The sequence below is a fragment of the Actinoallomurus liliacearum genome, assembly GCF_039542035.1.
In the GTDB taxonomy this organism is placed as follows: Bacteria; Actinomycetota; Actinomycetes; order Streptosporangiales; family Streptosporangiaceae; genus Actinoallomurus; species Actinoallomurus liliacearum.
The window spans coordinates 195692-219211 of sequence record NZ_BAABHJ010000017.1; the positions used below are offsets into that span (position 1 = coordinate 195692).

Below are 23520 nucleotides of genomic sequence, written 5' to 3' on the forward strand. Positions count from 1 at the left end.
TCCGCACGGGAGATGAAGCGTGACCGTGAACCTCGGCCCGAGCGTCACGCGATCCGATCGAGAGTGGCCGGCCGGCCTCGACGTCGCCGCCCTGCGCTCCGGAGGATGGCGGCCCACCCCGTTCCGGGAGTTCGTCCTCAAAATCCACAGCCGCTGCAATCTGGCCTGCGACTACTGCTACATGTACGAGATGGCGGACCAGAGCTGGCGGGCACGCCCGCGCCGGATGGAACGCGCCATCCTCGACCGGACGGCCCGGCGCATCGCCGAGCACGTCCACGCCCACGGACTCGACCGGGTCAAGCTCGTCCTCCACGGCGGCGAGCCCCTCCTCGCCGGGGCCGAGCGGCTCGCGTACGCCGTACGGACCGTCCGTACGGCGGTCGGCCCGGACACCCGCGTCGACGTGCGCGTCCAGACCAACGCCGTCCGGCTGAACGCCGGCTTCCTCCGGCTGTTCGACGAACTGGACGTCGCCGTGTCGGTGAGCCTGGACGGGGACGAGGAGGCGCACGACCGGCACCGCCGCCGCGCCGACGGACGCGGCAGCCACGCCGCCGTGAAGGCGGGGCTCGCGCTGCTGACCGACGGGCTCTATCGCCACCTCTTCGCCGGGCTGCTGAGCACCATCGACCTGCGCAACCCGCCGGTACGGACCTACGAGGCGCTCCTGGCCTGGGGTCCACCGCAGATCGACTTCCTGCTGCCGCACGGCAACTGGAGCACGCCGCCACCCGGTCGGGTGCCCGATGGTCCGGACACCCCGTACGCGGACTGGCTCATCGCCGTCTTCGACCGGTGGTACGACGCCCCTCGCCAGGAGACGCGGGTGCGGACCTTCGGCGAGATCATGCAGCTGCTGCTCGGCGGGGCCAGTACGACGGAGAGCATCGGGCTGTCCCCGGTCGCGGTGATCGTCATCGAGACAGACGGCGCGATGGAGCAGATCTCCTCGCTCAAGTCGGCGTTCGCGGGCGCCCCGGCCACCGGCCTGCACGTGGAGCGGGACTCGTTCGACGCGGCCCTCCTCCTGCCCTCGGTCGCGGCCCGGCAGATCGGGCTCGACGCGCTGGCGCCCACCTGCCGCTCCTGCGCGCTACGGCGGGTCTGCGGGGCCGGGCTGTACGCCCACCGGTACCGCGCCGGAACCGGCTTCGCCAATCCGTCGGTGTACTGTCCGGACCTGTTCCGCCTCATCACGCACATCCGCAGTCGCGTCCAGGCCGGGCTGACCGCCCGCTTCCCCGGGCGGTCCTGAGCCGATGGAGTTCGCCCGCCGCCGGCTCTCCCCGCACGATCTGAACGTGCTCGCGCACGGGTCCGGCGGCGCTCCCGTGGCGCGCTGGCTGGCCGACACCCAGCTCGGGAGAGGGCTGCTCCTGGTCTGGGGGGTGATGGACACCGCCCGCCGGGTGGGACACGTCGAGGCCGAGCGGACGCGGCAGGCGTACCGCCTCCTGGCCGAGCTGCAGCGGCGCCATCCGGAAGAGGCCGAGGCCGTCCTGGGCCACCCCGCGACGGGGGCCTGGGCGCTGGGGGCGCTGCGCGCGCTGCAGGGCGCCGAGGCTCCGGGCCGCCCGCGCACCGACCCCGCCGGGCTGAGCGCGCTCGCGGCCGCGGTCATGATCAGGGCGGGCGTACGAGGCGCCGTCCGCGTGCCGGCGGCGGATGGCGCGGTCATGCTTCCGTCGCTGGGTCGCGCGGACGTCCCCGGCGATGAGGTCCTGGTCCGGTCGTCGGGTCGCGGCGCCGAGGTGACCGCGCCCGGTGTCCGGGTGGCGATTCCGGCCGACCCGCGCACGGACGCGCCGGGCTGGCACGGCCTGCGGACGGTGACCGCCTCCGCGCACGGATTCACGATCCGCGCCGTACTCGACGACCTGGACGCCTGGCGCCTGCCGGGCGCCATGGTCGGCGCCCGGCTCGGCGGAGCCGAGGTCGCCGAGTGGCGGTCCCTGCTCGAGGAGGCGTGGGAGGTCCTGACCTGTCACCACTGGACGACCGCGACGGAGTGCCAGACGATCGTCCGGGCCCTCGTGCCCCTCCTCGCGCCGTCGAGCGGTCAGCGCAGCGCGTCGTCCCGGGAGACCTTCGGCGCCGTCGGGACCTCCCGGCCCGTCGACGCCCTGGGCCTGGCGGTCACTTTCGCGCACGAGGTCCAGCACGCGAAGCTCGCGGCCGTCCTGGACACCGTCTCGTTGATCCGGTCGGATTCCGGGCGGCGTTACTACGCGCCGTGGCGGGAGGATCCACGGCCCGTCGAGGGTCTGCTGCAGGGGGCCTACGCCCATCTCGGGGTCAGCGGTTTCTGGCGGCGGCAACGCCACCATGAGCGGGGCATGGCCGCCATGCGGGCCCACGCGCAGTTCGCGCGCTGGCGGACCGCGGCACTGCGGGTGACCAGGACGCTCCTCGCCAGCGGCGAGCTCACCGACGAGGGGATGGCCTTCGCGACCGGTATGCGGCGCACGCTCGAGGCATGGGAGGCCGAACACGTGCCCGCCCCGGCGCTTCTGCGGGCTCGCCGCGAGGCGGAACAGCACCGGACCCGCTGGCGCCTGCGCAACTGCGCCGCCTCCGAGTCCGGCTGAGCGCGGCGCGCGGGCCGGCGGCTCAGATCGGCGGCGCGTCGAAGTCGAAGTCGAGCCGGTTACCGATCGCGGCGACCTGCGTGTCGGGGTGCTCGGGGCCGAGGGTCCGGTTGTACCCGAGGATCGTGGCCGCCGCGAGCGCCTCGGCCTCCTCGTCGGCGCCGGCGGCGCGCAGGTCGACCACGAGGTTCGCCGCGCAGCCCAGGGTCACGGGGTGCTCCTCGCCCAGCACGGTCTTCAGCCGGGCGAGGCTGTCGGCGCCGAGCTCACGGGCACTGTCGAACTCCCCGAGCGCGTGACGGTCGCTGGCGAGGTTGATGGCGACCGTCAGCGGATAGTGATGGTCCTTCCCGAGCTGGGCGTGCAGGCCGGCGAGAGCCCGTTCGTTCAGCGCGCGTGCCTCCTCGGCCCTGCCGCGGACGCGGTACAGCAGCGCGAGGTTGCCGAGGCAGCCCATGTTGTAGGGATGGTCTTCGCCGTAGACCTTCGGATAGCGGTCCACGGTGTCCTGGGCCAGCGTGAGCGCGTCGTCGATCCGCCCGATCGTCCGCAGGATGTTCGACAGGCACATCGCCGCGGCCAGGGTGTCGGGGCGGTCGGCGCCCAGCTGCCGGTTGCACTTGGTGAAGATGTCCTGCGCGAGGTCGAGGGCGTCGTCGTACGCCCCGGCCCGCCGCATGGCGATCGACAGGTCCTTCCCGGTGCGCAGCGTCCAGAGGTTCTCCGCGCTGAGCTCCTGGCGCCCGAAGTCGTAGGCGTCCTCGCCGAGGAAGCGCGCCTCGACGTAGTCGCCGCACAGCCGGACCACGCGGGCGAGGCCGTTCCAGGAGGACAGGACGTTCGACTTGCTGACGCCCGTGCTGGCCTCGCTCTGCGCGTTGAACGCCGCCTCGTGCAGGTCGCGGGCCGTCTTGTAGTCGCTCAACAGGGCGTAGTCGAGCGCCAGGTTGTTCACCGTCGCGAGGGTCCGGCCGTCGCGCTCGCCGTACACCGACCGGTGCAGGTCCCGCGAGGTCTCGTCGTGGCGCAACGCCTCGGCGAACTCACCGCGAGCCCGGAGGTCGGCGCCGAACCCGTTGATGAGGCCGACGGTGGTCTCGTCCTCGGGGCCCAGCACCCGGCGCGCCTGATCCAGGGTGTCCCTGACCAGGTCGTAGGCCAGGCGGTACTCGCCCAGCTCGCGGAGGATCGTGCCGAGCCGGCGCTTGGCCACGATGGTCTCGCGGGCGTCGGGATCGGAGTCGGCCTGCCAGGTCTCGAGGAACTCCTCGACGAAGGCCCGGGCGTTCGCCAGGTCGCCGTAGGTGGTCAGGTAACGCACGATGTTGGTGGCGAACCTGCGGACCCGCGGATCGGCCGACTCCGCGATGCGCGCCGGCCGGACGTGCGGGACGAGTTCGGCGTAGCGCGGCCAGTCGGTCTCGTTGTCCGGGTTGGCCGGCGCGGCACCCGCCAGGAGCCGCTGGACCTCCACCCGGAACTCCTGCTGCTCGTCGGCCGGCAGGGACTCGCGCAGCAGCGCCTGGATCAGCCGGTGCACCTGGATGGTCCGGCTGTCGGAGTCGATCCGGACGAGGGCGAACCGGCCGAGCATCCGGATCGCCTGGGAGCGGCGGATGGCGTTGCCCAGCACCGGGTTCAGCGCGGACTCACCGGTGAAGGTGTTGCGCCGGAAGACGTCGAGCGGAATCGGCTCGGGGCCGAAGAAGGCGCACGCCCGCAGGAGTTGCATGGCCTCGGGAAGCTGTTGTTCGAGCTTGCTCACCGACAGCTGCCAGGCGGCGGTCATCGACGCGGGGTATTCGGACGCGCGGATCTGGTTGAGCAGCTCGGTGGGCTGTTTGCTGAGCAGGTCGAGGTATTCGTCGGGCGCCATTCCGGTGACCGACTGCAGCGCGCCCGCCTGTTCCAGAGCGAGCGGCAGGTCGCCCAGGCTCTCGGCGAGCATCCGGGCGTCGGTCTCGCTGATCGACCGGGGCGCCCGGCGGTTGAGGAACTCGATGCTCTCGCTGCGGGTGAACACGTCGACCGCGACGGTGTCCACGACGCTCTCCCACTCCTGGTTCCGGGAGGTGATGAGCACGTGGCCGGGCCCGTCCGCGGGAACGAGCCGCAGGATGCTCTCCGGGTCGCCGGCGTTGTCGAAGATGAGCAGCCAGCGGTCGTAGGGATCGCCCCGGCGGAGGGCGTCCAGCACCGCGGCCGCGGAGTCCTCGATCCCCGCCGCCTGCGCCGACTCCAGCCCGAGCCGGGGCGCGAGGCCGGCGAGCGAGGAGGGGACCAGGTCGGGCTGGTCGGCGGAGATCCACCAGACCAGGTCGTATTCGGCCTGGAAGCGGTGGGCGTACTCGATGACGACCTGGGTCTTCCCGACGCCGCCCATGCCGTGCAGCGCCTGCGGGATGACGGCGGTGACGCGGTTCGTCAGGCCCTTGTGCAGGTTGTCCAGCATCCCCTGGCGACCGGTGAAGTTCTTGTTGCGCGGCGGGATCTTGCCCCACACCTGGGGCACGCGTCCGGCCGTACGCCGCCTGCCCACGTTCTCGGATTCCACGCGCCGCCTCCGCCGCCACTGTGCACTTCGAATTACGGGGTCATCTAAACACTCATTACCCCGAGACGCACGAGGCCAATGCCGGAAGCTCGGAGATGATGTCCACTTTTGCAGTCAACGTTCCCTAACACCCATTGCGCACGCAGCGCGCAGTTGATCACCATTCCGCCAATATTGGGCATCCTAAAAAAGCGAATGGTCACGGCCCCGTCCCGCGAGAACCGATCGACATCCCCGCGCCCGGGGTGTAAGAGTTAAGCGACAGGAAGAGACATGAACCCCGGGAGCCGGATTGCGGGCGCGCCTTCGGGGAATGCCTCAGTTGCGACTGCCAGGGACGGGCCAGGGAGCGCCGCATGCGCGACGACACGACGACGCCGAGTCATGATCCGGCTCCCGACGAGGGATTGATCGACCTCACCGGCTTCGACCTCGGCGATCTGGACACCGCCGACGGTTCGTGCCTGGCCGAGGCGCTCCGGCACCTGGTCGACGCACAGTCGCGAGGGACCGAGGCCGTCGCCGGATTCCAGGACTGAGGCGTGTCCGCCGCGAACGCCTTTCGGCTGCCCGCCGCCCAGGCGCCGTCGCCGGGCGACGTGTTCCGTGACCATCGGTGACGGCAGGGGGATCACCGTGAGACCGCCCTCGCATCCGATCGGCCGGGCCTCATGATGATCGAGACGATGACGCCCCAGGTGAGCGAGCCTCCCTACGTGGGACCGCGCGCGTTCACCACGGCCGACGCGCCCAGATTCTTCGGCCGTGAGGCGGCGTCCCACCGGCTGGCCGAGCTGTGGCGGGAGCACCGGCTGACCGTCCTGCACGGGCCGTCCGGATCCGGCCGGACCTCGTTGATCGAGGCCGGGGCGCGGCCCCTGCTGCCCTCCGCCGAGGCCGAGATCCTGCCGACCGGGCGGCTGTCCTACGGTTCGGTCTTCCCTGCGGCGGCCCTGCCCGAGCACAACCCCTACACCCTGGCGCTCCTGTCGTCCTGGTCGCCGGCCGAGCCGGCCAGCCGCCTCGCGGGATGGTCGGTCGCCGACTTCCTGACCCGGCGGCCGCAGCGCACCGACGTCCTCGGCCGCCGGATGCCCCTCCTCGCCGTCATCGACCAGGCCGAGGAACTCGTCGCCGGCCCGCCGCACGCGCCCGACCGGGAGCGCGCCCGGCGCTCCTTCGCGGACGAACTGGCGGAGGCGCTGGACGAACACCGCCACCTGCGGCTGCTGCTGTCCGTCCGCGAAGGATCCCTGCCCGACCTGGAACCGTACGAGCGCACCCTCGGCGGCGGCGAGGTCGCCCGGCTCCGGCTGGCACCGTTCGACGCCGGGACCGCGCTGGACGCCGTTCGCGGACCGCTCAGGAGGACGGCGCGGTCGTTCGCCCCCGGCGCCGCCGAGGCGCTCATCGACGATCTGCGTGCGGGAACTCCCGTCGTGGAGCCCGCGTTCGCGCAGATCGTGTGCGAGCGGCTCTGGCGATCGCTGCCGCCGCAGGCCGGGGCCATCACCGCCGAGGCGGTTCAGGCGCACGGCAACGCCGCGCTGACCGGTTACGTCGCGCGGGCCCTCGCCGACGTCGCCGAGCAGTACGACGTGCCGGTCGGCGGCCTCCGATCCTGGATGCAGCGCACCTTCGCCGGCACGGACCGGGATCCCGCCACGAACCCGCCGCAGATGCCCCCGGCGGTGCTGCGCGCGCTCGAGGATCTCCACCTGATCAGGTCGGAGCGCTCGGGCGGAGAGCTCCGTTACGAGCTTCAGCATCCCCGGCTGATCGCACCACTCGGTCAGATGATCGACACTCGCCCGAGCGCCTCCGGACCGGCCGAGCGGCTGCGCGCCGCGACGCGCGCCCTGGCGAGCGGCGAGTTCGCTCGGGCCGAGCGCCAGGCGGTGACCGCCGTACGCCTCGGGGCCAAGTCCGACCTGCGGCTGCGCGCGGAGGCCGAGTCCCTGCTCGGCAACGTCGCGCACGGCAGGGGGCTGCGGAAGGAGGCGGAGACGCACTACCAGACGGCCGCCTCCCTGTTCGAGGCCCGCCAGGACCGCACCGCCGTCGGCCGGCTGCTCGCCGCCATCGGCCAGATCCGGCTGGCGGACGGCCGTGGCGCGGAGGCCCTCGAAGAGCTGCACGCCGCCGCCGAGCGCCTTCCCACGGACCTCACCGTGCAGGCCGAACTCGCCCGGGCGCTGTGGGAGCTCGGGCAGACCCGGGCGGCGATCACCGTCCTGGACGCCGTCCTGTCGGCCGAGGGCGACGCGCCGGAGATCCTCCGGACGCGGGGCGAGTTCCTGGCCGACCTCGGCGACGCCGACGCGGCCCTGCGCGACCTCGACCGCCTGCGGCGCCTTCCGCCGGGCACGCGCGCGGCCCGTGCGCTCGCACTCGCCACGCTGGGACGGTTCGACGCGGCGCGACACGAGATCGACGCCGCCCTGGACGAGGCCCCCGACAGCGGCCCGGTGCTGCTGTACGCCGCGCGGATCGCGGGCCTGCGCGGGGCCGGCGACTCGGCCGCCGACCTCGCCCGGCGCGCGGAGGCCGCACAGGACCCCGCCCTGCCACGGCATCAGCGGCGGGTCGTCCGCCGTATCCTCGCCCACCGGCCGGACGATCCGCGCTCGGCCGGGTGACGATCGCCGAGCTCGGCGTCGATCGCCTGGTACATCTCCGCGAGCCTCGCGTCGAACGCGGCGAAGTCGAACGGCGCCCTGATCTCCCCGATCAGGAACCTCTTCTCGGGCCCGGGGTCGTACTTCAACTCGGCGTGCCTGGCGGCGAACGCCGCGAGGGCGGTCGCGGCGGCGGCGAGCGCGCGGGCGGCCTCGGCCGTTTCGCCCGGAGCGAGCACCGCCACCTGCGCGGCCCGCTGCCCGACCGTGCGCGCGTGCTCATCGATGGCGGCGAGCTTGACGTCGAGGTCGCGCCAGGACCGCTGACCGGCCAGCTCGAGCTGGACGCGGAGCTGTGTCGCCGGCCCGAGGAGCTCGCCGTACGCGGACTGCCGTGCCTCCAGCGCATGCCGCATGCGGTCCCGCTCGGCCTGGACGGACTCCCGCCGGACCGTGCCCCACAGCGTCACCGCGACTCCTCCGACCGTGCCCGCGGTCGTGATCAACGCGGTCAGCAGGGAACCGTCGGGCATGACGGCAGTCTGACACCTCACCGGCCCGCCGTTGACCCCTTATGTCACACAGGAGCCGTTCCTCCCCAGCCGCTCGCGTCGCTCGTCGCCCGCGCCGGGGTCAGTGTTCGAAGCGGTAGCCCATGCCGGGTTCGGTGATCAGGTGGCGGGGGCGGGACGGGTCCGGCTCCAGCTTGCGGCGGAGCTGGGCGAGGTAGACGCGCAGGTAGCCGGTCTCGTTCTCGTACGCCGGACCCCAGACCTCGCGGAGCAGCTGCTGCTGGCTGACCAGGCGTCCCGCGTTGCGCACGAGCACCTCCAGGACATGCCACTCGGTCGGGGTGAGGCGGACGTCCGCGCCGTCGCGGCCGACCTTCTTGGCGGCCAGGTCGACGGTGAAGTCGTCGGTGACGATGACGGCCGCCTCCTCTGCGGGGGCGGCCCGGCGCACGGCGGCGCGCAGCCGGGCCAGCAGCTCGTCCATGCCGAACGGCTTGGTCACATAGTCGTCCGCGCCGACGTCGAGCGTCTCGACCTTCTCCTCGGACGCGTGCCGCGCGGACAGCACGATGATCGGCACGCTCGTCCAGCCGCGCAGGCCCTTGATCACCTCGGCGCCCTCCATGTCGGGCAGGCCGAGGTCGAGGACGACGACGTCGGGATGGCGGCGTGCCGCCATGTCCAGCGCGGTACGCCCATCGGGCGCGGAGTCGACCTCATAGCCCCGGGCCCGCAGGTTGATCCGCAGCGCGCGGACGATCTGCGGCTCGTCGTCCACGACGAGTACTCGTGTCACGTTTCCCCCTTGCCTGCCCCGACCGCGGGGCTCCCCCCGGTCGGCAGTGCGAACACCATGGTCAGCCCACCGCCGGGGGTGTCCTCGGCGTGCAGATCGCCGCCGACGGCCTCGGCGAAGCCGCGCGCGACCGCGAGTCCCAGCCCGACCCCGCTGCCGCGCGGCCGGTCGCCGAGTCGCTGGAAGGGTTCGAACATCCGGCTCTTGGCGGAGTCGGGGACACCCGGCCCCCGGTCGGTCACCCGCAGTTCCACCATCCCGCCGTGCTCGCTCGCCGTCACCCGGACCGGGTCGGGGCCGCCATGCCGTACCGCGTTCTCGATGACGTTGGCCAGGGAACGCTCCAGAAGCCCGGGGTCGGCCACGACGGGCGGCAGGTCGTCCGGCACCTCGATCTTGACCTGGTCGCCCGGAACGTTCGCCAGCGCAGGCTGGATCACCTCGTCCAAAGCGACGGTGCGGGCGAGCGGGTTGACGACGCCGGTCTGCAGGCGGCTCATGTCGAGCAGGTTGGCGACCAGGCCGTCGAGGCGGTCCGCGGACTCCTCGATCGTGGCCAGCAACTCTGCCTCGTCTTCGGGATCCCAGCGCACCTCCGGCGAGCGGAGGCTGCTCACGCCCGCCTTGATCGACGCGAGGGGGGTCCTCAGGTCGTGCGAGACGGCGGCGAGCAGCGCCGTGCGGATCCGGTTGCCCTCCGCGAGCCGCCGAGCCTCCTTCGCCTCCTCGGCCAGGCGCTGGCGGTCCAGGGCCGCCGCCGCCTGGTAGGCGAAGGCGGCGAGCACACGGCGGTCGGCGGCCGGCAGCACCCGGCCGTCGAGCGCCAGTGTCAAAGTGTCGCTGACCTGAACGGTGACGTCCGCGTCCCCGGGTCGCGCGCAGGTCTCCGGACCCGCCGACGCCACGGGCGCCCAACCGTCGCCGGAGCGTTCGAGCAGCGTGACCGAGGACAGCCCGAACGTCTCCCGGACGCGTTCGAGCAGCTCGGGCAGGGCGTCCTCGCCGCGCAGCACACTCGTCGCGAGCATGCTGAGCGTGGTCGCCTCCGAACGCGCCCGCGCCGCCTGGGAACTGCGCCGCGCCGCGAGATCCACGACGGTCGACACGGCGACGGCCACGGTCACGAACACGAGGAGTGCCAAGGCGTTCTCCAGGTGGGCCACGGTGAGGGTGTGCACCGGGGGCGTGAAGAACCAGTTGACGAGCAGGAACCCGGCGACGGCGGCGACGATCGCGGGCCACAGCCCGCCGACCAGCGCCACGCCGACGGCCAACGCGAGGAAGAAGAGCAGCTCGGTCGGAAGCCCGAGGTGACGGACGGCTGCCGACAGCACACCGGTCAGCGCCGGCGGGCCGAACAGCGCGAGCAGCCAGCCGGCCGTCCGTCGTCCGCGCCCCAGCGACGTGGGCGGAACGGCCGCCGGTCCCCTGCCCTTGCCCGCGTAGTCGTGGGTGACGATGTGCACGTCCACGTCATCGGACGCGCGGGCGACGGTCGTGCCGACGCCGGGGCCGAAGGCGTACTGCCAACGGCTCCGCCGGCTCGACCCGAGCACGATCTGCGTGGCGTTCGCGGCGCGGGCGAACTCGAGCAGTGCCTTGGGCACGTCATCACCGGTGACCTGGTGGTAGGAGCCGCCCAGGCTCTCCACCAGGGCGCGCTGCCGGGCGAGCGCCTCCGGAGACCCGTCCCTTAGGCCCTTCCCCCGCGCGACGTGCACCGCCACGAGGCCGGCACGGCCGGCGCGGGCGGCGATCCGGGCGGCGCGGCGGATCAACGCGTCGCCCTCCGGACCGCCGGTCAGCGCGACCACGATCCGCTCCCGGGCCTCCCAGGTGTCGGTGATGCCCTTCTCGTCGCGGTAACGGGCGAGCGCGTCGTCGACCCGGTCGGCCAGCCAGAGCAGCGCGAGTTCCCGCAGCGCGGTGAGGTTGCCGACGCGGAAGTAGCTGGCCAGCGCCGCGTCGATCATGTCCGGCGCGTACAGAGTGCCGTGGGCCAGGCGGCGACGCAGGGACTCCGGCGCCATGTCGACCAGTTCGATCTGGTCGGCGCGCCGGACGACCTCGTCGGGGACCGTCTCTTGGGGCCGTACCTCGGTGATGCGCTCGACGACATCGGTGAGCGACTCCAGGTGCTGGACGTTGACGGTGGAGACCACGTCGATGCCCGCCTCGAGGAGCTCCTCGACGTCCTGCCAGCGCTTCTCGTTGCGGGACCCTGGGACGTTGGTGTGCGCCAGCTCGTCGACCAGCACCCCTTCGGGGCGGCGCGCGAGGATCGCGTCGACATCCATCTCGGTGACCACCCGGTCGCGGTGGGCGGTCTCGCGGCCGGGCACGGTCTCCAGGCCGTCGAGCAGCGCGGCGGTGCGGGCGCGGCCGTACGTCTCGACGTGGCCCACGACGAGGTCGGCGCCGCGTTCCAGCCGCCGGTGCGCCTCGTCGAGCATGGCGTACGTCTTGCCCACCCCGGGCGCCGCCCCGAGATAGATCTTGAGCCTGCCCCGCGTCGCTATCTGCCTCACCCCCTTTCCTGAATTGTGTCCCTAGATGACGGTATTCGAGACGGACAGATCAGTACGCAGGCAGTCAACGCCCGAAGAAGGCGACATCCGCCGCCTTTGACGGATCCTTCGCGGCGGTCGGCACCGCCTTAACGCCGTTCTAACGGGCGAAGCCGGGCGTGCCGATCAGGAGCGGGCGACGCGCAGGAGGTGGAGGGCGGGCTCAGGAAGCGCTCGGCCCCGTGGCCACGCCGCCCGCAGGACCCGGTCGAACCGCAGCTCGCTGGGCACCTCGACGAGCCGTCCCGTCGCGATCTCGTCGGCGACCACAAGGGCACTGAGCACGGCCGGCGCCGTGCCCGCGACGGCGGCGGCGCGCAACGGGGCGGTCGCGCCGAGCTCGAGAGCCGGCTCGGCCGGTCCTCCGTACGGAGCGAGCGCGGCCTCGAACGTCTCGCGGGTCCCCGATCCGGCCTCTCGTAGCAGCAACGGCGTGGCCGCCAGTTCGACCGGGCGCAGCGGCCGGCGTTTGCGGGCCCACGGATGTTCCGGGGCGACGGCGATCACGAGGCGGTCCCGGCCGACGGCTCGGCTGTGCAGGTCGCGCGGCGCGCCACGCCCCTCGATGAACCCAAGATCGGCCTCGTCCGCCCGGAGCCGCTCGATCACGTGGGTGCTGTTGGCGACGTTCAATTCGACGTGGACGCCGGGCGCGGCCTCCCGTAGGGCCACGAGCCAGCCGGGGACGAGGTGCTCGGCGATCGTGAGACTGGCCGAGACCCGGAGGCGGTCTGCCTGCCGGGAGCGCAGCGCGGCGACGCCTTCGACGAGCGCGTTCGCCTGGACGAGGACGGCGCGCGCCCAGTCGGTGACCACCGAACCGGCCGGAGTGAGCCGGGAACCGCTGGTCGACCGCACGAGGAGCCGCACGCCCAGCCGCCGCTCCAGTGTGCGCATCCGGGCGCTCGCCGAGGGCTGGCTGATCCCCTGTCGAGCGGCGGCCTGGCCGAGGCTTCCGGTCTCGGCGACGGCGACCAGCAGTTGCAGTGCCTCCAGGTCGGGCAGCCGAGTGCTCATAGGGCAACCCTATGACCTGCCAGGAGAATGCCTGCTACTGGAAGGGCCACGCGGCACCGATGCTGGAGATCATGTCGATCTCGATCCGCTCCGTCGCTCAGCACGCGGGAGACGGCGCGCTGCCACCCGTGCCGCTCTCCGGCCCGGCCCGGGTCCGGCGCGGACGGGCGCTCGCGCCCGGCGTGGCCGCCGCCGCCCTCGCCGTCGCGGCGTCATACGCCGTGCACCGCGTCGCCGGGACGGTGCCGATGCTCACCGCCGCGCTGATCATCGGCGTACTGGCCGCGAACCTGGGACTGCTGCCCGCGGCGACGCGGCCGGGCCTCCGCTTCGCCGCGACCAGATTCATGCGCGCGGGAGTGGTGCTCCTAGGGCTGCAGGTGTCGTTCGGCGACATCCTCGCGCTGGGGGCGCGCACGATCGTCATGGTGGTCACCGTGCTGGCGGTGACGTTCACCGGAACACGGTGGCTGGGCCGTCGGCTGGGCCTGTCCGAACGTCTCTCCCTGCTCGTGGCGGCCGGATTCTCCATCTGCGGCGCGTCGGCCGTCGCCGCGGTCGACGGCGCGCTCGGCACCCGTCCGGGCGACCCGGACGCGGAGCGCGAAACGGCGACCGCCGTCGGACTCGTCACGCTGTGCGGCAGCTTGGCCATCGTCGTGATGCCACCCGTCGCCCGCCTGCTCGGCCTGCCGGCGTACGACGCGGGCCGCTGGATCGGGGCGAGCGTGCACGACGTGGGCCAGGTCGTCGCCACGGCCACCCTCGCCGGTTCGGCGGCGCTCGTCCCGGCGGTCGCGGTGAAGCTCGTCCGGGTGGTCATGCTCGCGCCGATCGCCGCCGGAGTCGCATTGCGGACCCGCCGGCGTTCCCTGGCGGCCGGGCACCGCCGGCCCGCGCTGCTGCCGGTGTTCGTGCTCGGGTTCCTGGGCATGATGGCGCTCCGCTCGGCGGTGAGCGTCCCGCCGGGCGCCCTGGCCGCCGCGAGCACCGCGCGGGACGTGCTGTTCGCGGCGGCGCTGTTCGGCCTGGGCAGCGCCGTGCGCCTGCGGGAGCTCATGCGGACCGGTCGCCGCGCCCTCCTGCTCGGCCTGACCTCCTGGGCGCTGATCGCCGGGATCTCCTACGCGGGCGTCCTGCTCACCTCTCGCTAGGGGAAGGCGGCTCCCGCTCCGGCACGCGATCACACCGCGCGGCGTCTCGGCGAGGGATCGGCGGGAGTGCCCGTCGACGATCCGGGAGGCGTGGGCGCCGGCGCGGATCCGGGCGGCGGGGCCGGGACCGGACAGACGATGTCCGGCGAGTCAAGCTTCCCGCGGACCTCCCCGAAGACGCTCGACAGCAGCCAGGACACCGTCCCGATGGCCCCCAGGATCTCCGCGGTGACCGTGGCCGTGTGCGTGGACATCGCGGTGATCCCGACGACGATCGACGTCCCGCCGGACTGGAGGGCCGTGGCGACCATGATGGCCAGGATCGCCGCCACGATGAGCGTCAGGATGGCTATCGCCAGGGTGATCCACACGGCCAGGTCCCACATGGTGATCTTTGAGTAGGACTGGCATTGAACGGTGTCCTGGGCGGCCGCCGCCGTCCGGCGAAGTGAGGTGACCGTCTCGGCGTTCCTGCGGTGGAAACGCGAGGCCGCGTCCCCCTGCCATCGAAGGCTTCCGGCGGAGTCCTCGATGTCGTCGGCCAGGCGCGTGAGGTGGTCCCGCAGGCGGGTCAGGTGCCCGGAGGAGACGTCGACGGTCTCCAGCCGGTTCTTCAGCTCCGGGAGGACCGTCAGCGGATTCGGCAGTCCGAACCGCTCGATGATCTGTGGAAGGTCCGGGACGAGGCCGGTGAACTGCTCGCGGTCGCCCGGTATCGTCCCCGGCCCGGCGTACGGGTACGGCGGCTCACGCCCGGGACGATCGACACCCGCAGTGTGGCGATGGAGTTCTCCGCCGCCGACGGGACTCCGCTGTTCACGGTCGCCCGGTCCGCCCGGAACCTGTTGTCCGTGACCGGCTCCGACGGCGTCACCCATGGATCCGTGCACCACACTCGCCGGCCGAGCGCCCGCCGCGGCGGCGTCCTGTACGACCTGTCGGACGCGGACGGCCGGCAGGTCGGGCGCATGGCTCTTCGCCCGTTCGCGGAGTTCGACCCCCGGCTGACCGCGGCTCCCGGTCCGAGCAACAGCGTCATCTTCGACCAGGAGGGTGTCGATGTGGGCCGCGCCTTCCGGTACGCCAACCACCACGCACGGCACCGGGAGCTACGTTTCGCGGCGCCGGTGAGCGCCGGGCTCGTCGGGCTCTGCATCGCCGCCGAAGTGGTGGCCGAGCCAGACCTTTGATCCCTCTCCGGCGAACGGGCGGCGAGCGTTCTCAGCCGACGTCGCGACAGAGCAGATCCGCTTCGGTCTCACGGCGGATCAGCAACCGGCTCTCCCCTCCCCGCACGGCGACGACCGGCGGCCTGGGGACCAGGTTGTAATCGGACGCCATGGAGTGGTGGTACGCGCCGGTGCAGGCGATCGCGAGCAGGTCTCCGGGGCGCAGGTCCGCCGGCAACTGCACGTCCTCGACGAGCACGTCGCCGGCCTCACAGTGCCGTCCCGCGACGGTCACGGACCGGTGTCCGGGGACCGGGCGCCGGCCGACCAGCCGTATCGAGTAGCGGGCGCCGTACAGGCTCGGCCGTGGGTTGTCGCTCATGCCGCCATTGACGGTGACGAAGACGCGGCCGGTCGCCGTGTGCTTGATCCCGAGGACCCGGTAGAGGGTGACGCCGGCGCGGGCGCTGATCGCGCGGCCCGGTTCCAAGGTGACCCGCGGCATCGGGAACCGGTGGGCATCGCAGGCCGACCCGAGCTCGGTGATCAGTGGCACGGCCAGGGCGAGGGGGTCGAGGCCCTGTTGGTCCCGAAGGTAGGGCACGGCGAAGCCGCCGCCCAGATCGAGCCGGGGAAGGGCCAGGCCGTGTTCGTCTCTTACCGCCGCGAGCAGGTCCACCATCCGGCGGGCGGCCTGCTGATAGGCGGCGACGCGGGTGATCTGCGACCCGAGGTGACAGTGCAGGCCGGCCAGGACGAGTCCGGGCTGGGCGAGGACCCGGCGTACGGCCTCGGCAGCCGCGCCGGAGGTCAGCGAGAAGCCGAATTCCTGGTCCTCCCCACCGGTCGCCACGGCAGGGTGGGTACGCCCGTCCACGCCAGGGGTCACGCGGATCAGCACCTGCTGGGCGGGCCCGTCACCACCGACGAGGGCGGCCACCCGGGTGATCTCGGAGGGGCAATCCACGACGATCCGGCTCACACCGTAGGAGAGGGCGGCTCGCAGGTCCTCAGGGGTCTTGCCGTTGCCGTGCATGAGGATCCGCTCGGCCGGGAACCGTACCGACCGCGCCACGGCCAGCTCGCCGGCGGAGCAGACATCGAGGGTGAGCCCTTCTTCGGCGATCAACCGGGCCATGGCGCGGCACAGGAACGCCTTGCCGGCGTAGGCGATCTCGGCGTCCGGGAACGCACGGCGAAAGTCCCTGCAGCGTTGCCTCACGTCGCGTTCGTCCATGGGTGGACGGGGGTGCCGTATCGCTCGGCGAGGTCGGTCAGCCGCACGCCGCCGACCAGGATGTCACCGCCGGGGGTGGTCTGTGCCGTCGCCGGCCAGACCGCGTGGGCCAGTGTGTTCTTCTCCCTGGCCAGAACCATGGGGTCACTCCTTTACAAGATCTCGCGCAGCAGCAGGCAGGTGTTGGTCTGCTCGACGCCGTGGTGGCGCAGGGCGCGGAGTTCCGCCGTGAGTTCGTCGAGGCTCGCGGCGGCCACGCGGATCTCGTAATCGCAGTCGCCGCTGAGCGACCACACGCCGCGTACGACCGGGCGGTCGCGCAGCCACGACTCGAACGGCTCCGGCGGCACCTGGTCCGTCATACGGACCCGGACGAACGCCTCCACCGCGGCCAGGCCATCGGCCTTCACACGGTGCGGCGGCATTCAGCGCACCCCCTCCGTCAGGCGAACCGGAACGAAGAGGGGATCCGGAGGCTCACCTGGCTCTTCCATGAGACCTTGTGCTTCCTTTCACAAGCAGCCGTTGACTCAACGTTATGCCTGATCAGGAAGGGATCCGGAGTTCGCTACGGCATCCGAACGTCATGGCCGTCATTCCTAACAGGGCCTTAATGTCCGAGCGGACGGGTCACGTGAGCGCGAGGATGGAAACGGTCGCTCCGGCGTACAGACCGGTCCAGCAACCGATGAGCGGCCCGGAGAAGCGGCCGGTACGCCGTACGGCGATCACGGCGAGGACCGCGCCGGTGAGCGCGGCGATCACGGCCACTCGTGCGGGTGCGGTCAGGTGCCAGTCGGTGCAGGTCGCGGCTCATCGCGTGCCGATCGAGCCGGAGGCCGGCTCCCTCCCGCCGCACGCGGTAGATCATTGCCGCGATGCCGCACAGCGCCATCGCCAGGGTCCCGAGGAGGAAGGGCGCGCCGACGATCGCCCCGATCGCGATCGGGTCCCCCTGCTCGCCGCGGACGATCGCGACGACGGGAACCAGGGACTCGGGCATCGCCGTCGCCACGGCGGCCAGCACACTGCCGACCGCTCCATGACCGAGGTCGAGACGTATCCCCGCCCATTCCACCGCGTTGGTGAAGACGAGCGCACCGGCCACCAGCATGAAGAACGGCCACGAGCAGCGCACTGTCGAGCATGAAAGATCCTTCCACCGTCGGTACGTGAAGTGAGCCAGAACCCGTCGCCGGTCAGGGCGCGGCGTTGCGGAGGTGGGTGATCGGGCTGAGGCGGAAGCGCAGTCGGCAGACCACGGCGTCGGTGTCGCGGCGCAGCGCGTGCGCGAGGACGGCACCACGCTGGTTCTGCAGGACCCGCTGCCAGGCGTGCGCCGGTTCCACCTCGGGGATCAGGACGAACACGTGCGGCTCGTCGACGCTCCGAACGTAGTCGACGATCGGTTCGACCAGGCGCCGGTGGGCGTCGCTGATCAAGGTCAGGTTGACGTCCGGGGCCCAGCGTTCCCACGCCTCGATGAACTCCTTGACGTCCTCCGGGTCGTCGGGATGGGTGACGCGCAGCGCGACGACGCGCTCGCCGATGGACAGCGCCGCCGACGTCGCCTCCTGGGCGAGCCGGTTGACCGCCCCGATGGGCACGATCACGAGGGCACGCCTCGGGCGCGGACGGTCCGGGACCCGGTTCATCTCCAGGCGGTCCGCGATGCGGCCGTACGCACGGTTGATGGCCGCCATGAGCGCGACCAGCAGCGGCATCGCGACGGCGATCAGCCAGCCGCCCTCGGTGAACTTGGTGGCGGTCACGATGATCGCGGCGAACCCCGTGAGCAGGGCACCGAGGCCGTTCAGCGCGGCACGCGGGCGCCACCCGGCCGGCCGCTCGGTCCACCACCGCCGCACCATGCCCGCCTGGGACAGGGTGAAGCCGACGAAGACGCCGATGGCGAACAGCGGCACGAGCGTGTTCATGTCGCCGTCCGTGCCGATGAGCAGCAGGGCGGCGGTGGCGGTCAGGAAGTAGATGCCGTAGCGGTGGACCTGCCGTTCGGCACGCAGGGCGAACAGGTGCGGCAGGTTGTTGTCGTTGGCCAGGAGCTGCGCCAGGACGGGCATGCCGCCGAAAGAGGTGTTGGCGGCCAGGGCCAGGAGCAGCACCGTGGCGAACTGGACGACGTAGTACCCGATCCCGTGCCCGAAGGAGCCGGCGGTGACCTGGGAGAGGACCGTGACGCCGTGGACCGGGTGGATATGGAACTTCACGATCAGCGTGGCGATGCCGATCAGCATGAGCCCGAGGGTCGCGCCGAGCGCGACCTCGGCGCGCTGGGCCCGCCTGACCCGGGGAGCGCGGAAGCTGGGCACGGCGTTGGCGATCGCCTCGACGCCCGTCAGCGCCGCGCATCCGTTGGAGAAGGCCCGCAGCAGCAGGAGCAGACCGACTGCGCGCAGCGTGTGCGCCTGCGCGGTGGCGTGCTCGACCGACACGGGGTGGTCGCGGAACATCCCGACGACGATCACCGCGGCGATGGAGAAGACGAAGACCGCGGTGGGCGCGACGAAGAGCCGGGCGCTGTGCGCGATGCCCCGCAGGTTGACGGCGGTGACGAGCGCCAGGACCGCCAGGCACAGCCAGACGGTGTACGGCAGCAGGCCGGGCAGCGCGGAGGTGAGGGCCGCCACGCCCGCGGCGATCGACACCGCCACGTTCAGCACGTAGTCGACGACCAGCGAGGCGGCCGCCACCAGCGACGATCTCCGACCGAGATGGGTCTTCGCCACGCCGTACGCCCCGCCTCCCTCCGGGAAGGCCGCGATCACCTGGCGGTACGACAGGGTCAGGACGCCCAGCAGCCCGGCGATGGCCAGAGTGACGGGCAGGGTGTAGCCCAGCCCGCTCGCGCCGGCGGCGGCCAGGACGACGACGATGGCCTCCGGGCCGTACGCCACGGACGCCATGGCGTCGAGCGACAGCGCGGCGAGCCCTCCGATGACCGACAACTTGTGTCGATCGGCCTCGCCGGCCGACCGGGACCGGTGAGTTCTCTCACGTTCGAACAGCAGTGGCATGAGCGCCTTCAGGGCTGGAAGCGGTAGCCCATTCCGGGCTCGGTGAGCAGATGCCGCGGATGCGCCGGATCGGCCTCCAGCTTGCGGCGGAGCTGGGCCATGTACTGGCGCAGGTAGTTCGTCCTGCGCTCGTAGGAGGGCCCCCAGACCTCGGTGAGGAGCCAGCGCTGGCTCACCAGCCTGCCCGGGTTGCGCAGCAGGATCTCGATCAGGCGCCACTGGGTGGGCGTGAGATGGACGTCGGGATGACGGTCTTGGCCGCGAGGTCGACGAGGTGATCACCGATCTGGACGGTGGGCGACAATTTCGACGAACCGGTACGACGACTCACGGCGCGGATGCGGGCCAACAACTCGTCCACGCCGAAGGGCTTGGTGACATAGTCGTCGGCGCCGGCGTCCAGTGCCGTGATCTTGTCTTCGGCGCCGATACGTCCCGACAGCACGATGATCGGCACCTGGCTCCAGCCGCGCAGTCCGTGAATGACGTCGAGACCGTCCAGGTCCGGCAGCCCCAGGTCGAGGATGACGACGTCGGGATGCCAGTCGCCGGCGCGCCGCAGCGCCTCGCTGCCGTCGGCGGCGACGGTCACGTCGTACTGACGGGCCCGCAGGTTGAGGGAGATCGCGCGGGTGATCTGCGGTTCGTCGTCGACGACGAGGACGCGTGTCATCGAGTCCGCCTCTCCCGCAGCGCGTCGACATGTGAGGTCAGCGCCGGATCGGCCATGTCGGACGGAGCGACGGGAAGGGTGATGATCATCGTGAGCCCTCCACCCGGGGTCTCTTCGGGGATCAAGGTGCCGTCCATGGCCTCGACGAGCCCACGTGACAGGGCCAGGCCGAGCCCGACGCCGGTCTCGTTGTCCCGGTCGCCGAGGCGCTGGAAGGGCTGGAAGACACGGTCCCGGTCGGCCGGCGGGATGCCGGGACCGCGGTCGATGACCCGCAGTTCGAGATGGCCGGCGTGGGCGCTGGCCGTGACCAGCACCGGTTCGCCGGGCGGGCTGTGGTGCACCGCGTTGGAGATCAGATTGACCAGGACGCGTTCCAGCAGGATCGGGTCGGCCAGCACATCGGTCAGGTCGTCGGGAATCCGGAGCCGCGCCTCGGGCGCGCCGAGCTCGTCGACGGCGTACGGGACGATCTCCTGGACCGCGACGGGCTGGGCCGAGACGCCGAGGGCCCCTGCCTGCAGACGGCTCATGTCGAGCAGGTTGGCGACGAGACGGTCGAGCCGTACGAGGGACTCGTCGGCGGTGGCGAGCAGTTCGCCGCGCTCCTGCTCGGACCAGTGGACGTCGTCGGTGCGCAGGCTCTCCACCGCCGCCTTGGCGGAGGCCAGTGGGGACCGCAGGTCGTGGCTGACCGCGGTCAGCAACGCGGTGCGGAGCCGGTCGGCCTGGGCCAACGGCCGGGCCTGCTCGGCCTCCTCGGCGAGGCGCTGCTGGCGCAGCGTGACGGCGGCCTGGGCGGCGAACGCCTCCAGCACCCGCCGGTCGGCGGCCGAGGGCGTACGTCCGCGCAGGACCAGCGCCAGATCATCGTCGACGGGGACGTCGGCGTCGCCTTCGTCGGGGGTGCACGCCGGTTCTCCGCCGACGGTGGCGATGATCCGCCAGCAGCCCGGGTCGCGCTGGCGATTCGGGGTCAGCGGCGCCTCCGGGCGGCGTTCCAGCAGCGTCACCGCGCTGAGGGCGAAGGTGACCCGGAGGCGCTCCAGCAGATCGTTCAGCGCGCCCTGGTGCCGTCCGTCCACGTTCCAGCCCCTGAGCACGCTGCCTGCGAGGTCGGACAGCAGTTCGGCGTCCGCGCCCGCGCGGGCCGCCTCACGGGTGCGCCGCGCGGCGATCTCCACCACGGCGCTGACCGCGACCCCCACGAGGACGTAGGCGACGAGCGCGAGGACGTTCTCGTGCTGATTGATCGTGAACTCGTAGAACGGCGGAGTGAAGTAGTAGTTGAGCAACAAGGAGCCGACGACCGCGGCGAACAGCGCCGGGTAGATCCCGCCGGCCAAGGCGACTCCGACCACGGCGACGATGAAGAGCAGGATGTCGCTGGGCATGGACAGCTGCCCGCGCAGGTTGGCCAGCAGCACGGTGAGGAGAGGCAGGCCGACGGCGGCCAGGACGAATCCTGCGGCCTGGCGGCGGCGTGTGATCGCGCCGCCGCGGCGGGTGCGCAGCCGGCTCTTGCTCGCCTCTTCATGGGTGACCATGTGGACGTCGATCGGCCCGGACAGCGCGGTGGTGGTGACGCCGACGCCGCGGGAGAACAGCTGGGCGAACCGGCCGCGCCGGGACGCGCCGAGGACGAGCTGGGTGGCGTTGACCCCCCGGGCGAAGTCCAGTAGCGCCTGCGGGATGTCGTCGCCGACGACCTGATGGTAGGTGCCGCCGAGGCTCTCGACCAGCGCACGCTGGCGGGCCAGGTTCGCCGGGCTGGCGCCGGTCAGCCCGGCGCCGGCGGTGACGTGCACGGCGAACAGGTCCGCGCCCTTCGCCCGGTCGGCGATGCGCGCCGCCCGGCGGATGAGCGTGTCGCCCTCGGGTCCGCCGGTCAGGGCCACGACGACACGTTCGCGTGCCTCCCAGGTGGTGTGGATGTCGTGGTCGGCGCGGTAACGGTCGAGCTGGTCGTCGACCTTGTCCGCCAGCCACAACAGGGCGAGTTCGCGGAGCGCGGTGAGGTTTCCGACGCGGAAGTAGTTCGCCAGCGCAGCGTCGATCTTCTCCGGGGCGTACACGTTGCCGTGCGCCAGCCGGCGGCGCAACGCCTCCGGCGCCATGTCGACCAACTCGACCTGGTCGGCCCGGCGGACGACCTCATCGGGCACGGTCTCCCGCTGCGGGATGCCCGTGATCTGCTCGACCACGTCGTTGACCGAGTCGAGGTGCTGGACGTTGACGGTGGTGATCACGTCGATGCCGGCCTCGAGGATCTCCTCGATGTCCTGCCAGCGCTTCTCGTTACGCGACCCTGGGATGTTCGTGTGCGCGAGCTCGTCGATCAGCGCGACCCTGGGGGCACGGGCGATGACGGCGTCGGCGTCCAGCTCCGTGAACGTCGTCCCCCGGTACGCCATGGTCTTGCGGTGGACGGCCTCCAGCCCGTCCAGCAGGTCGATCGTTCGAGGCCGATCGTGGCATTCGACGTAGCCGATGACCACGTCGGTACCCCGGTCCCGGCGCCGATGGCCCTCGGCCAGCATGGCGTAGGTCTTGCCGACGCCCGGCGCGGCGCCGAGATAGACGCGCAGACGCCCCCGGGTCATGTCACCTCGCCTCCTTCTCATCCGGTGGGGCGGCCCGCCGCGCTCTTCCGAACGCGGCAGGCCGTCCGGTCAGCCGTGGAACGGGTACTTCTTGTCGAGTTCAAGGTTGAGCTGCACGACGTTGACGCGCGGCTCGCCGATGAAGCCGAGCGTCCGGCCGGCCTCGTTGTCCTTCATCACGGCCAGGACCTGCGCCACGGCGACACCACGGGCCCTCGCGACGCGGGGAGCCTGCAGCCGGGCGTACGCCGGGGAGATGTGGGGGTCCAGGCCGCTTCCGCTGGCGGTCACCGCGTCCGCGGGCACCCGCGGCACGGCCGGAGCCGTGCCGCGGATCGGCACGATCTCGCCGGCGGAGTAGTCCTCGCCCGCCTTGGCGCATTCGACGGCGACGCCCCGGTATGTGGCGAGGAACGGCTTGGCGACCACGCCGCACTGCTCGTTGACGCTCACGACGCGGGTGGGCCGGGTCACGTGGCCCGCGCGGTCACGGGGACCGATGACCGACAGGACCGCCCCGACTCCGCCCGGCGTGCAGAACGGTCGCGCGCCGCTGACGCCCTCGAGCGCACCGACCGCATTGCTGCGTGAGCAGACCTGCGTGAGCAGACTGTCCCGGGCGGTCTTGGCGGTGATCTCCGCCGCCTTCTTGGCAGGGTTCTTCGGGAGAGTGTCGACGATGTCCTCCGGGCCGAGGTTGCCCGCGGCCGTGGAGGTCGGGTCGTAGCCGGTGCCCGCGTTGGACGGGCGGCTCTGGACGTACTGCTTGAGCGGATTGCCGTCCTTGTCGGTGAACGCCTGTCCGATGAGGCGGCTACCGACGACCTTGCCGTCCGCGCCCTTGATCAACGAGCCTTCGGCCCGGTCGTGCAGGCCGGGGATCAGCGTGACGCCCCAGACGGCGAGCGGATAGATCACTCCGAGCACCACGGTCAGGACGAGCAGGGCGCGGACCGCGGCGAGATGCTGGCGGATCCAGATGGGCAGACGCATG

Annotated in this window: 19 protein-coding genes and 1 pseudogene; 6 read left to right on the forward strand and 14 right to left on the reverse strand. The window is 72.2% G+C overall.

Annotation, left to right across the window (positions count from 1 at the left end):
- The first annotated feature begins 19 nt into the window (after nt 1-19).
- Both ABD978_RS24585 and ABD978_RS24590 read left to right on the forward strand, forming a co-directional pair.
- Nucleotides 20-1258: an FxsB family cyclophane-forming radical SAM/SPASM peptide maturase gene (locus ABD978_RS24585; protein ID WP_345358945.1), complete on the forward strand. Its 1239-nt coding sequence runs from the start codon at nt 20-22 to the stop codon at nt 1256-1258.
- A 4-nt stretch (nt 1259-1262) separates the two neighbouring features.
- A complete protein-coding gene (locus ABD978_RS24590; RefSeq protein ID WP_345358947.1) occupies nt 1263-2591 on the forward strand; it encodes an HEXXH motif domain-containing protein in 1329 nt (442 codons plus the stop codon).
- Nucleotides 2592-2613: 22 nt separating this feature from the next.
- On the opposite strand, the gene fxsT is transcribed toward ABD978_RS24590, so the two are convergent.
- Entirely contained in the window at nt 2614-5145 is a 2532-nt protein-coding gene (fxsT, locus tag ABD978_RS24595) for an FxSxx-COOH system tetratricopeptide repeat protein (RefSeq protein ID WP_345358949.1), read from the reverse strand.
- A gap of 356 nt (nt 5146-5501) precedes the next feature.
- On the opposite strand from fxsT, the gene fxsA reads away from it, so the two are divergent.
- Together fxsA and ABD978_RS24605 are read left to right on the forward strand one after the other, a co-directional pair.
- Nucleotides 5502-5684 carry an FxSxx-COOH cyclophane-containing RiPP peptide gene (fxsA, locus tag ABD978_RS24600; RefSeq protein ID WP_345358951.1) on the forward strand — a complete coding sequence of 61 codons (183 nt, stop codon included), beginning with the start codon at nt 5502-5504 and terminating at the stop codon, nt 5682-5684.
- Nucleotides 5685-5831: 147 nt separating this feature from the next.
- A complete protein-coding gene (locus ABD978_RS24605; protein WP_345358954.1) occupies nt 5832-7784 on the forward strand; it encodes a tetratricopeptide repeat protein in 1953 nt (650 codons plus the stop codon).
- Here the strand turns inward: ABD978_RS24605 and ABD978_RS24610 are convergent.
- The 4 genes from ABD978_RS24610 to ABD978_RS24625 form a co-directional block, all read right to left on the reverse strand.
- Entirely contained in the window at nt 7721-8296 is a 576-nt protein-coding gene (locus ABD978_RS24610; protein ID WP_345358957.1) for a hypothetical protein, read from the reverse strand. The genes ABD978_RS24605 and ABD978_RS24610 overlap by 64 nt on opposite strands.
- Before the next feature lie 100 nt (nt 8297-8396).
- Complete coding sequence (locus ABD978_RS24615; RefSeq protein ID WP_345358960.1) at nt 8397-9071, reverse strand: response regulator; 675 nt, start codon at nt 9069-9071, stop codon at nt 8397-8399.
- Nucleotides 9068-11599, reverse strand: coding sequence for a DUF4118 domain-containing protein (locus ABD978_RS24620; protein ID WP_345358963.1), 2532 nt, complete (start codon nt 11597-11599; stop codon nt 9068-9070). Before ABD978_RS24620 ends, ABD978_RS24615 begins: the two co-directional genes overlap by 4 nt.
- Before the next feature lie 165 nt (nt 11600-11764).
- Nucleotides 11765-12655 (reverse strand): LysR substrate-binding domain-containing protein, encoded by an 891-nt coding sequence (locus tag ABD978_RS24625; protein ID WP_345358966.1) that lies wholly within the window; start codon nt 12653-12655, stop codon nt 11765-11767.
- Between the two features lie 11 nt (nt 12656-12666).
- Here ABD978_RS24625 and ABD978_RS24630 point away from each other — a divergent pair, with 11 nt between their 5' ends.
- On the forward strand, nt 12667-13809 hold the full coding sequence (locus ABD978_RS24630) for a YeiH family protein (protein ID WP_345358969.1): 1143 nt from the start codon (nt 12667-12669) through the stop codon (nt 13807-13809).
- 29 nt (nt 13810-13838) lie between these two features.
- Here the strand turns inward: ABD978_RS24630 and ABD978_RS24635 are convergent, their stop codons facing one another.
- Nucleotides 13839-14687, reverse strand: coding sequence for a hypothetical protein (locus tag ABD978_RS24635; RefSeq protein ID WP_345358972.1), 849 nt, complete (start codon nt 14685-14687; stop codon nt 13839-13841).
- On the opposite strand from ABD978_RS24635, the gene ABD978_RS24640 reads away from it, so the two are divergent.
- Nucleotides 14661-14999, forward strand: a complete 339-nt coding sequence (locus tag ABD978_RS24640; protein ID WP_345358975.1) for a hypothetical protein — start codon at nt 14661-14663, stop codon at nt 14997-14999. The two genes, ABD978_RS24635 and ABD978_RS24640, sit on opposite strands and share 27 nt — an antisense overlap.
- A gap of 31 nt (nt 15000-15030) precedes the next feature.
- On the opposite strand, the gene lysA is transcribed toward ABD978_RS24640, so the two are convergent.
- The 8 genes and pseudogenes from lysA to ABD978_RS24680 form a co-directional block, all read right to left on the reverse strand.
- Nucleotides 15031-16215 carry a diaminopimelate decarboxylase gene (gene lysA / locus ABD978_RS24645; RefSeq protein ID WP_345358978.1) on the reverse strand — a complete coding sequence of 395 codons (1185 nt, stop codon included), beginning with the start codon at nt 16213-16215 and terminating at the stop codon, nt 15031-15033.
- Complete coding sequence (locus tag ABD978_RS24650; protein ID WP_345358981.1) at nt 16197-16355, reverse strand: hypothetical protein; 159 nt, start codon at nt 16353-16355, stop codon at nt 16197-16199. The genes lysA and ABD978_RS24650 overlap by 19 nt, the downstream gene beginning before the upstream one ends.
- 12 nt (nt 16356-16367) lie before the next feature.
- Nucleotides 16368-16640, reverse strand: coding sequence for an Lrp/AsnC ligand binding domain-containing protein (locus ABD978_RS24655; protein ID WP_345358984.1), 273 nt, complete (start codon nt 16638-16640; stop codon nt 16368-16370).
- A 185-nt stretch (nt 16641-16825) separates the two neighbouring features.
- Nucleotides 16826-17353: a hypothetical protein gene (locus tag ABD978_RS24660; protein WP_345358987.1), complete on the reverse strand. Its 528-nt coding sequence runs from the start codon at nt 17351-17353 to the stop codon at nt 16826-16828.
- Nucleotides 17354-17414: 61 nt separating this feature from the next.
- Nucleotides 17415-19181, reverse strand: a complete 1767-nt coding sequence (locus ABD978_RS24665; RefSeq protein WP_345358990.1) for an APC family permease — start codon at nt 19179-19181, stop codon at nt 17415-17417.
- A 77-nt stretch (nt 19182-19258) separates the two neighbouring features.
- Nucleotides 19259-19923: pseudogene (locus ABD978_RS24670) on the reverse strand (response regulator).
- A complete protein-coding gene (locus tag ABD978_RS24675) occupies nt 19920-22526 on the reverse strand; it encodes an ATP-binding protein (protein WP_345358993.1) in 2607 nt (868 codons plus the stop codon). Before ABD978_RS24675 ends, ABD978_RS24670 begins: the two are co-directional and overlap by 4 nt.
- Before the next feature lie 69 nt (nt 22527-22595).
- Nucleotides 22596-23519: a potassium-transporting ATPase subunit C gene (locus ABD978_RS24680; protein WP_345358996.1), complete on the reverse strand. Its 924-nt coding sequence runs from the start codon at nt 23517-23519 to the stop codon at nt 22596-22598.
- Between the last annotated feature and the right edge of the window lies 1 nt (nt 23520).

What these genes read in the sequence shown, in the direction of transcription:
- ABD978_RS24590 (WP_345358947.1), top strand. Translation starts at nt 1,263, where the DNA reads ATGGAGTTCGCCCGCCGCCGGCTCTCCCCGCACGATCTGAACGTGCTC.
- fxsA (WP_345358951.1), top strand. Translation starts at nt 5,502, where the DNA reads ATGCGCGACGACACGACGACGCCGAGTCATGATCCGGCTCCCGACGAG.
- ABD978_RS24605 (WP_345358954.1), top strand. Translation starts at nt 5,832, where the DNA reads ATGACGCCCCAGGTGAGCGAGCCTCCCTACGTGGGACCGCGCGCGTTC.
- ABD978_RS24610 (WP_345358957.1), bottom strand. Translation starts at nt 8,296, where the DNA reads ATGCCCGACGGTTCCCTGCTGACCGCGTTGATCACGACCGCGGGCACG.
- ABD978_RS24625 (WP_345358966.1), bottom strand. Translation starts at nt 12,655, where the DNA reads ATGAGCACTCGGCTGCCCGACCTGGAGGCACTGCAACTGCTGGTCGCC.
- ABD978_RS24630 (WP_345358969.1), top strand. Translation starts at nt 12,667, where the DNA reads ATGACCTGCCAGGAGAATGCCTGCTACTGGAAGGGCCACGCGGCACCG.
- ABD978_RS24635 (WP_345358972.1), bottom strand. Translation starts at nt 14,687, where the DNA reads ATGGGTGACGCCGTCGGAGCCGGTCACGGACAACAGGTTCCGGGCGGA.
- lysA (WP_345358978.1), bottom strand. Translation starts at nt 16,215, where the DNA reads ATGGACGAACGCGACGTGAGGCAACGCTGCAGGGACTTTCGCCGTGCG.
- ABD978_RS24650 (WP_345358981.1), bottom strand. Translation starts at nt 16,355, where the DNA reads ATGGTTCTGGCCAGGGAGAAGAACACACTGGCCCACGCGGTCTGGCCG.
- ABD978_RS24655 (WP_345358984.1), bottom strand. Translation starts at nt 16,640, where the DNA reads ATGCCGCCGCACCGTGTGAAGGCCGATGGCCTGGCCGCGGTGGAGGCG.
- ABD978_RS24675 (WP_345358993.1), bottom strand. Translation starts at nt 22,526, where the DNA reads ATGACCCGGGGGCGTCTGCGCGTCTATCTCGGCGCCGCGCCGGGCGTC.
- ABD978_RS24680 (WP_345358996.1), bottom strand. Translation starts at nt 23,519, where the DNA reads ATGCGTCTGCCCATCTGGATCCGCCAGCATCTCGCCGCGGTCCGCGCC.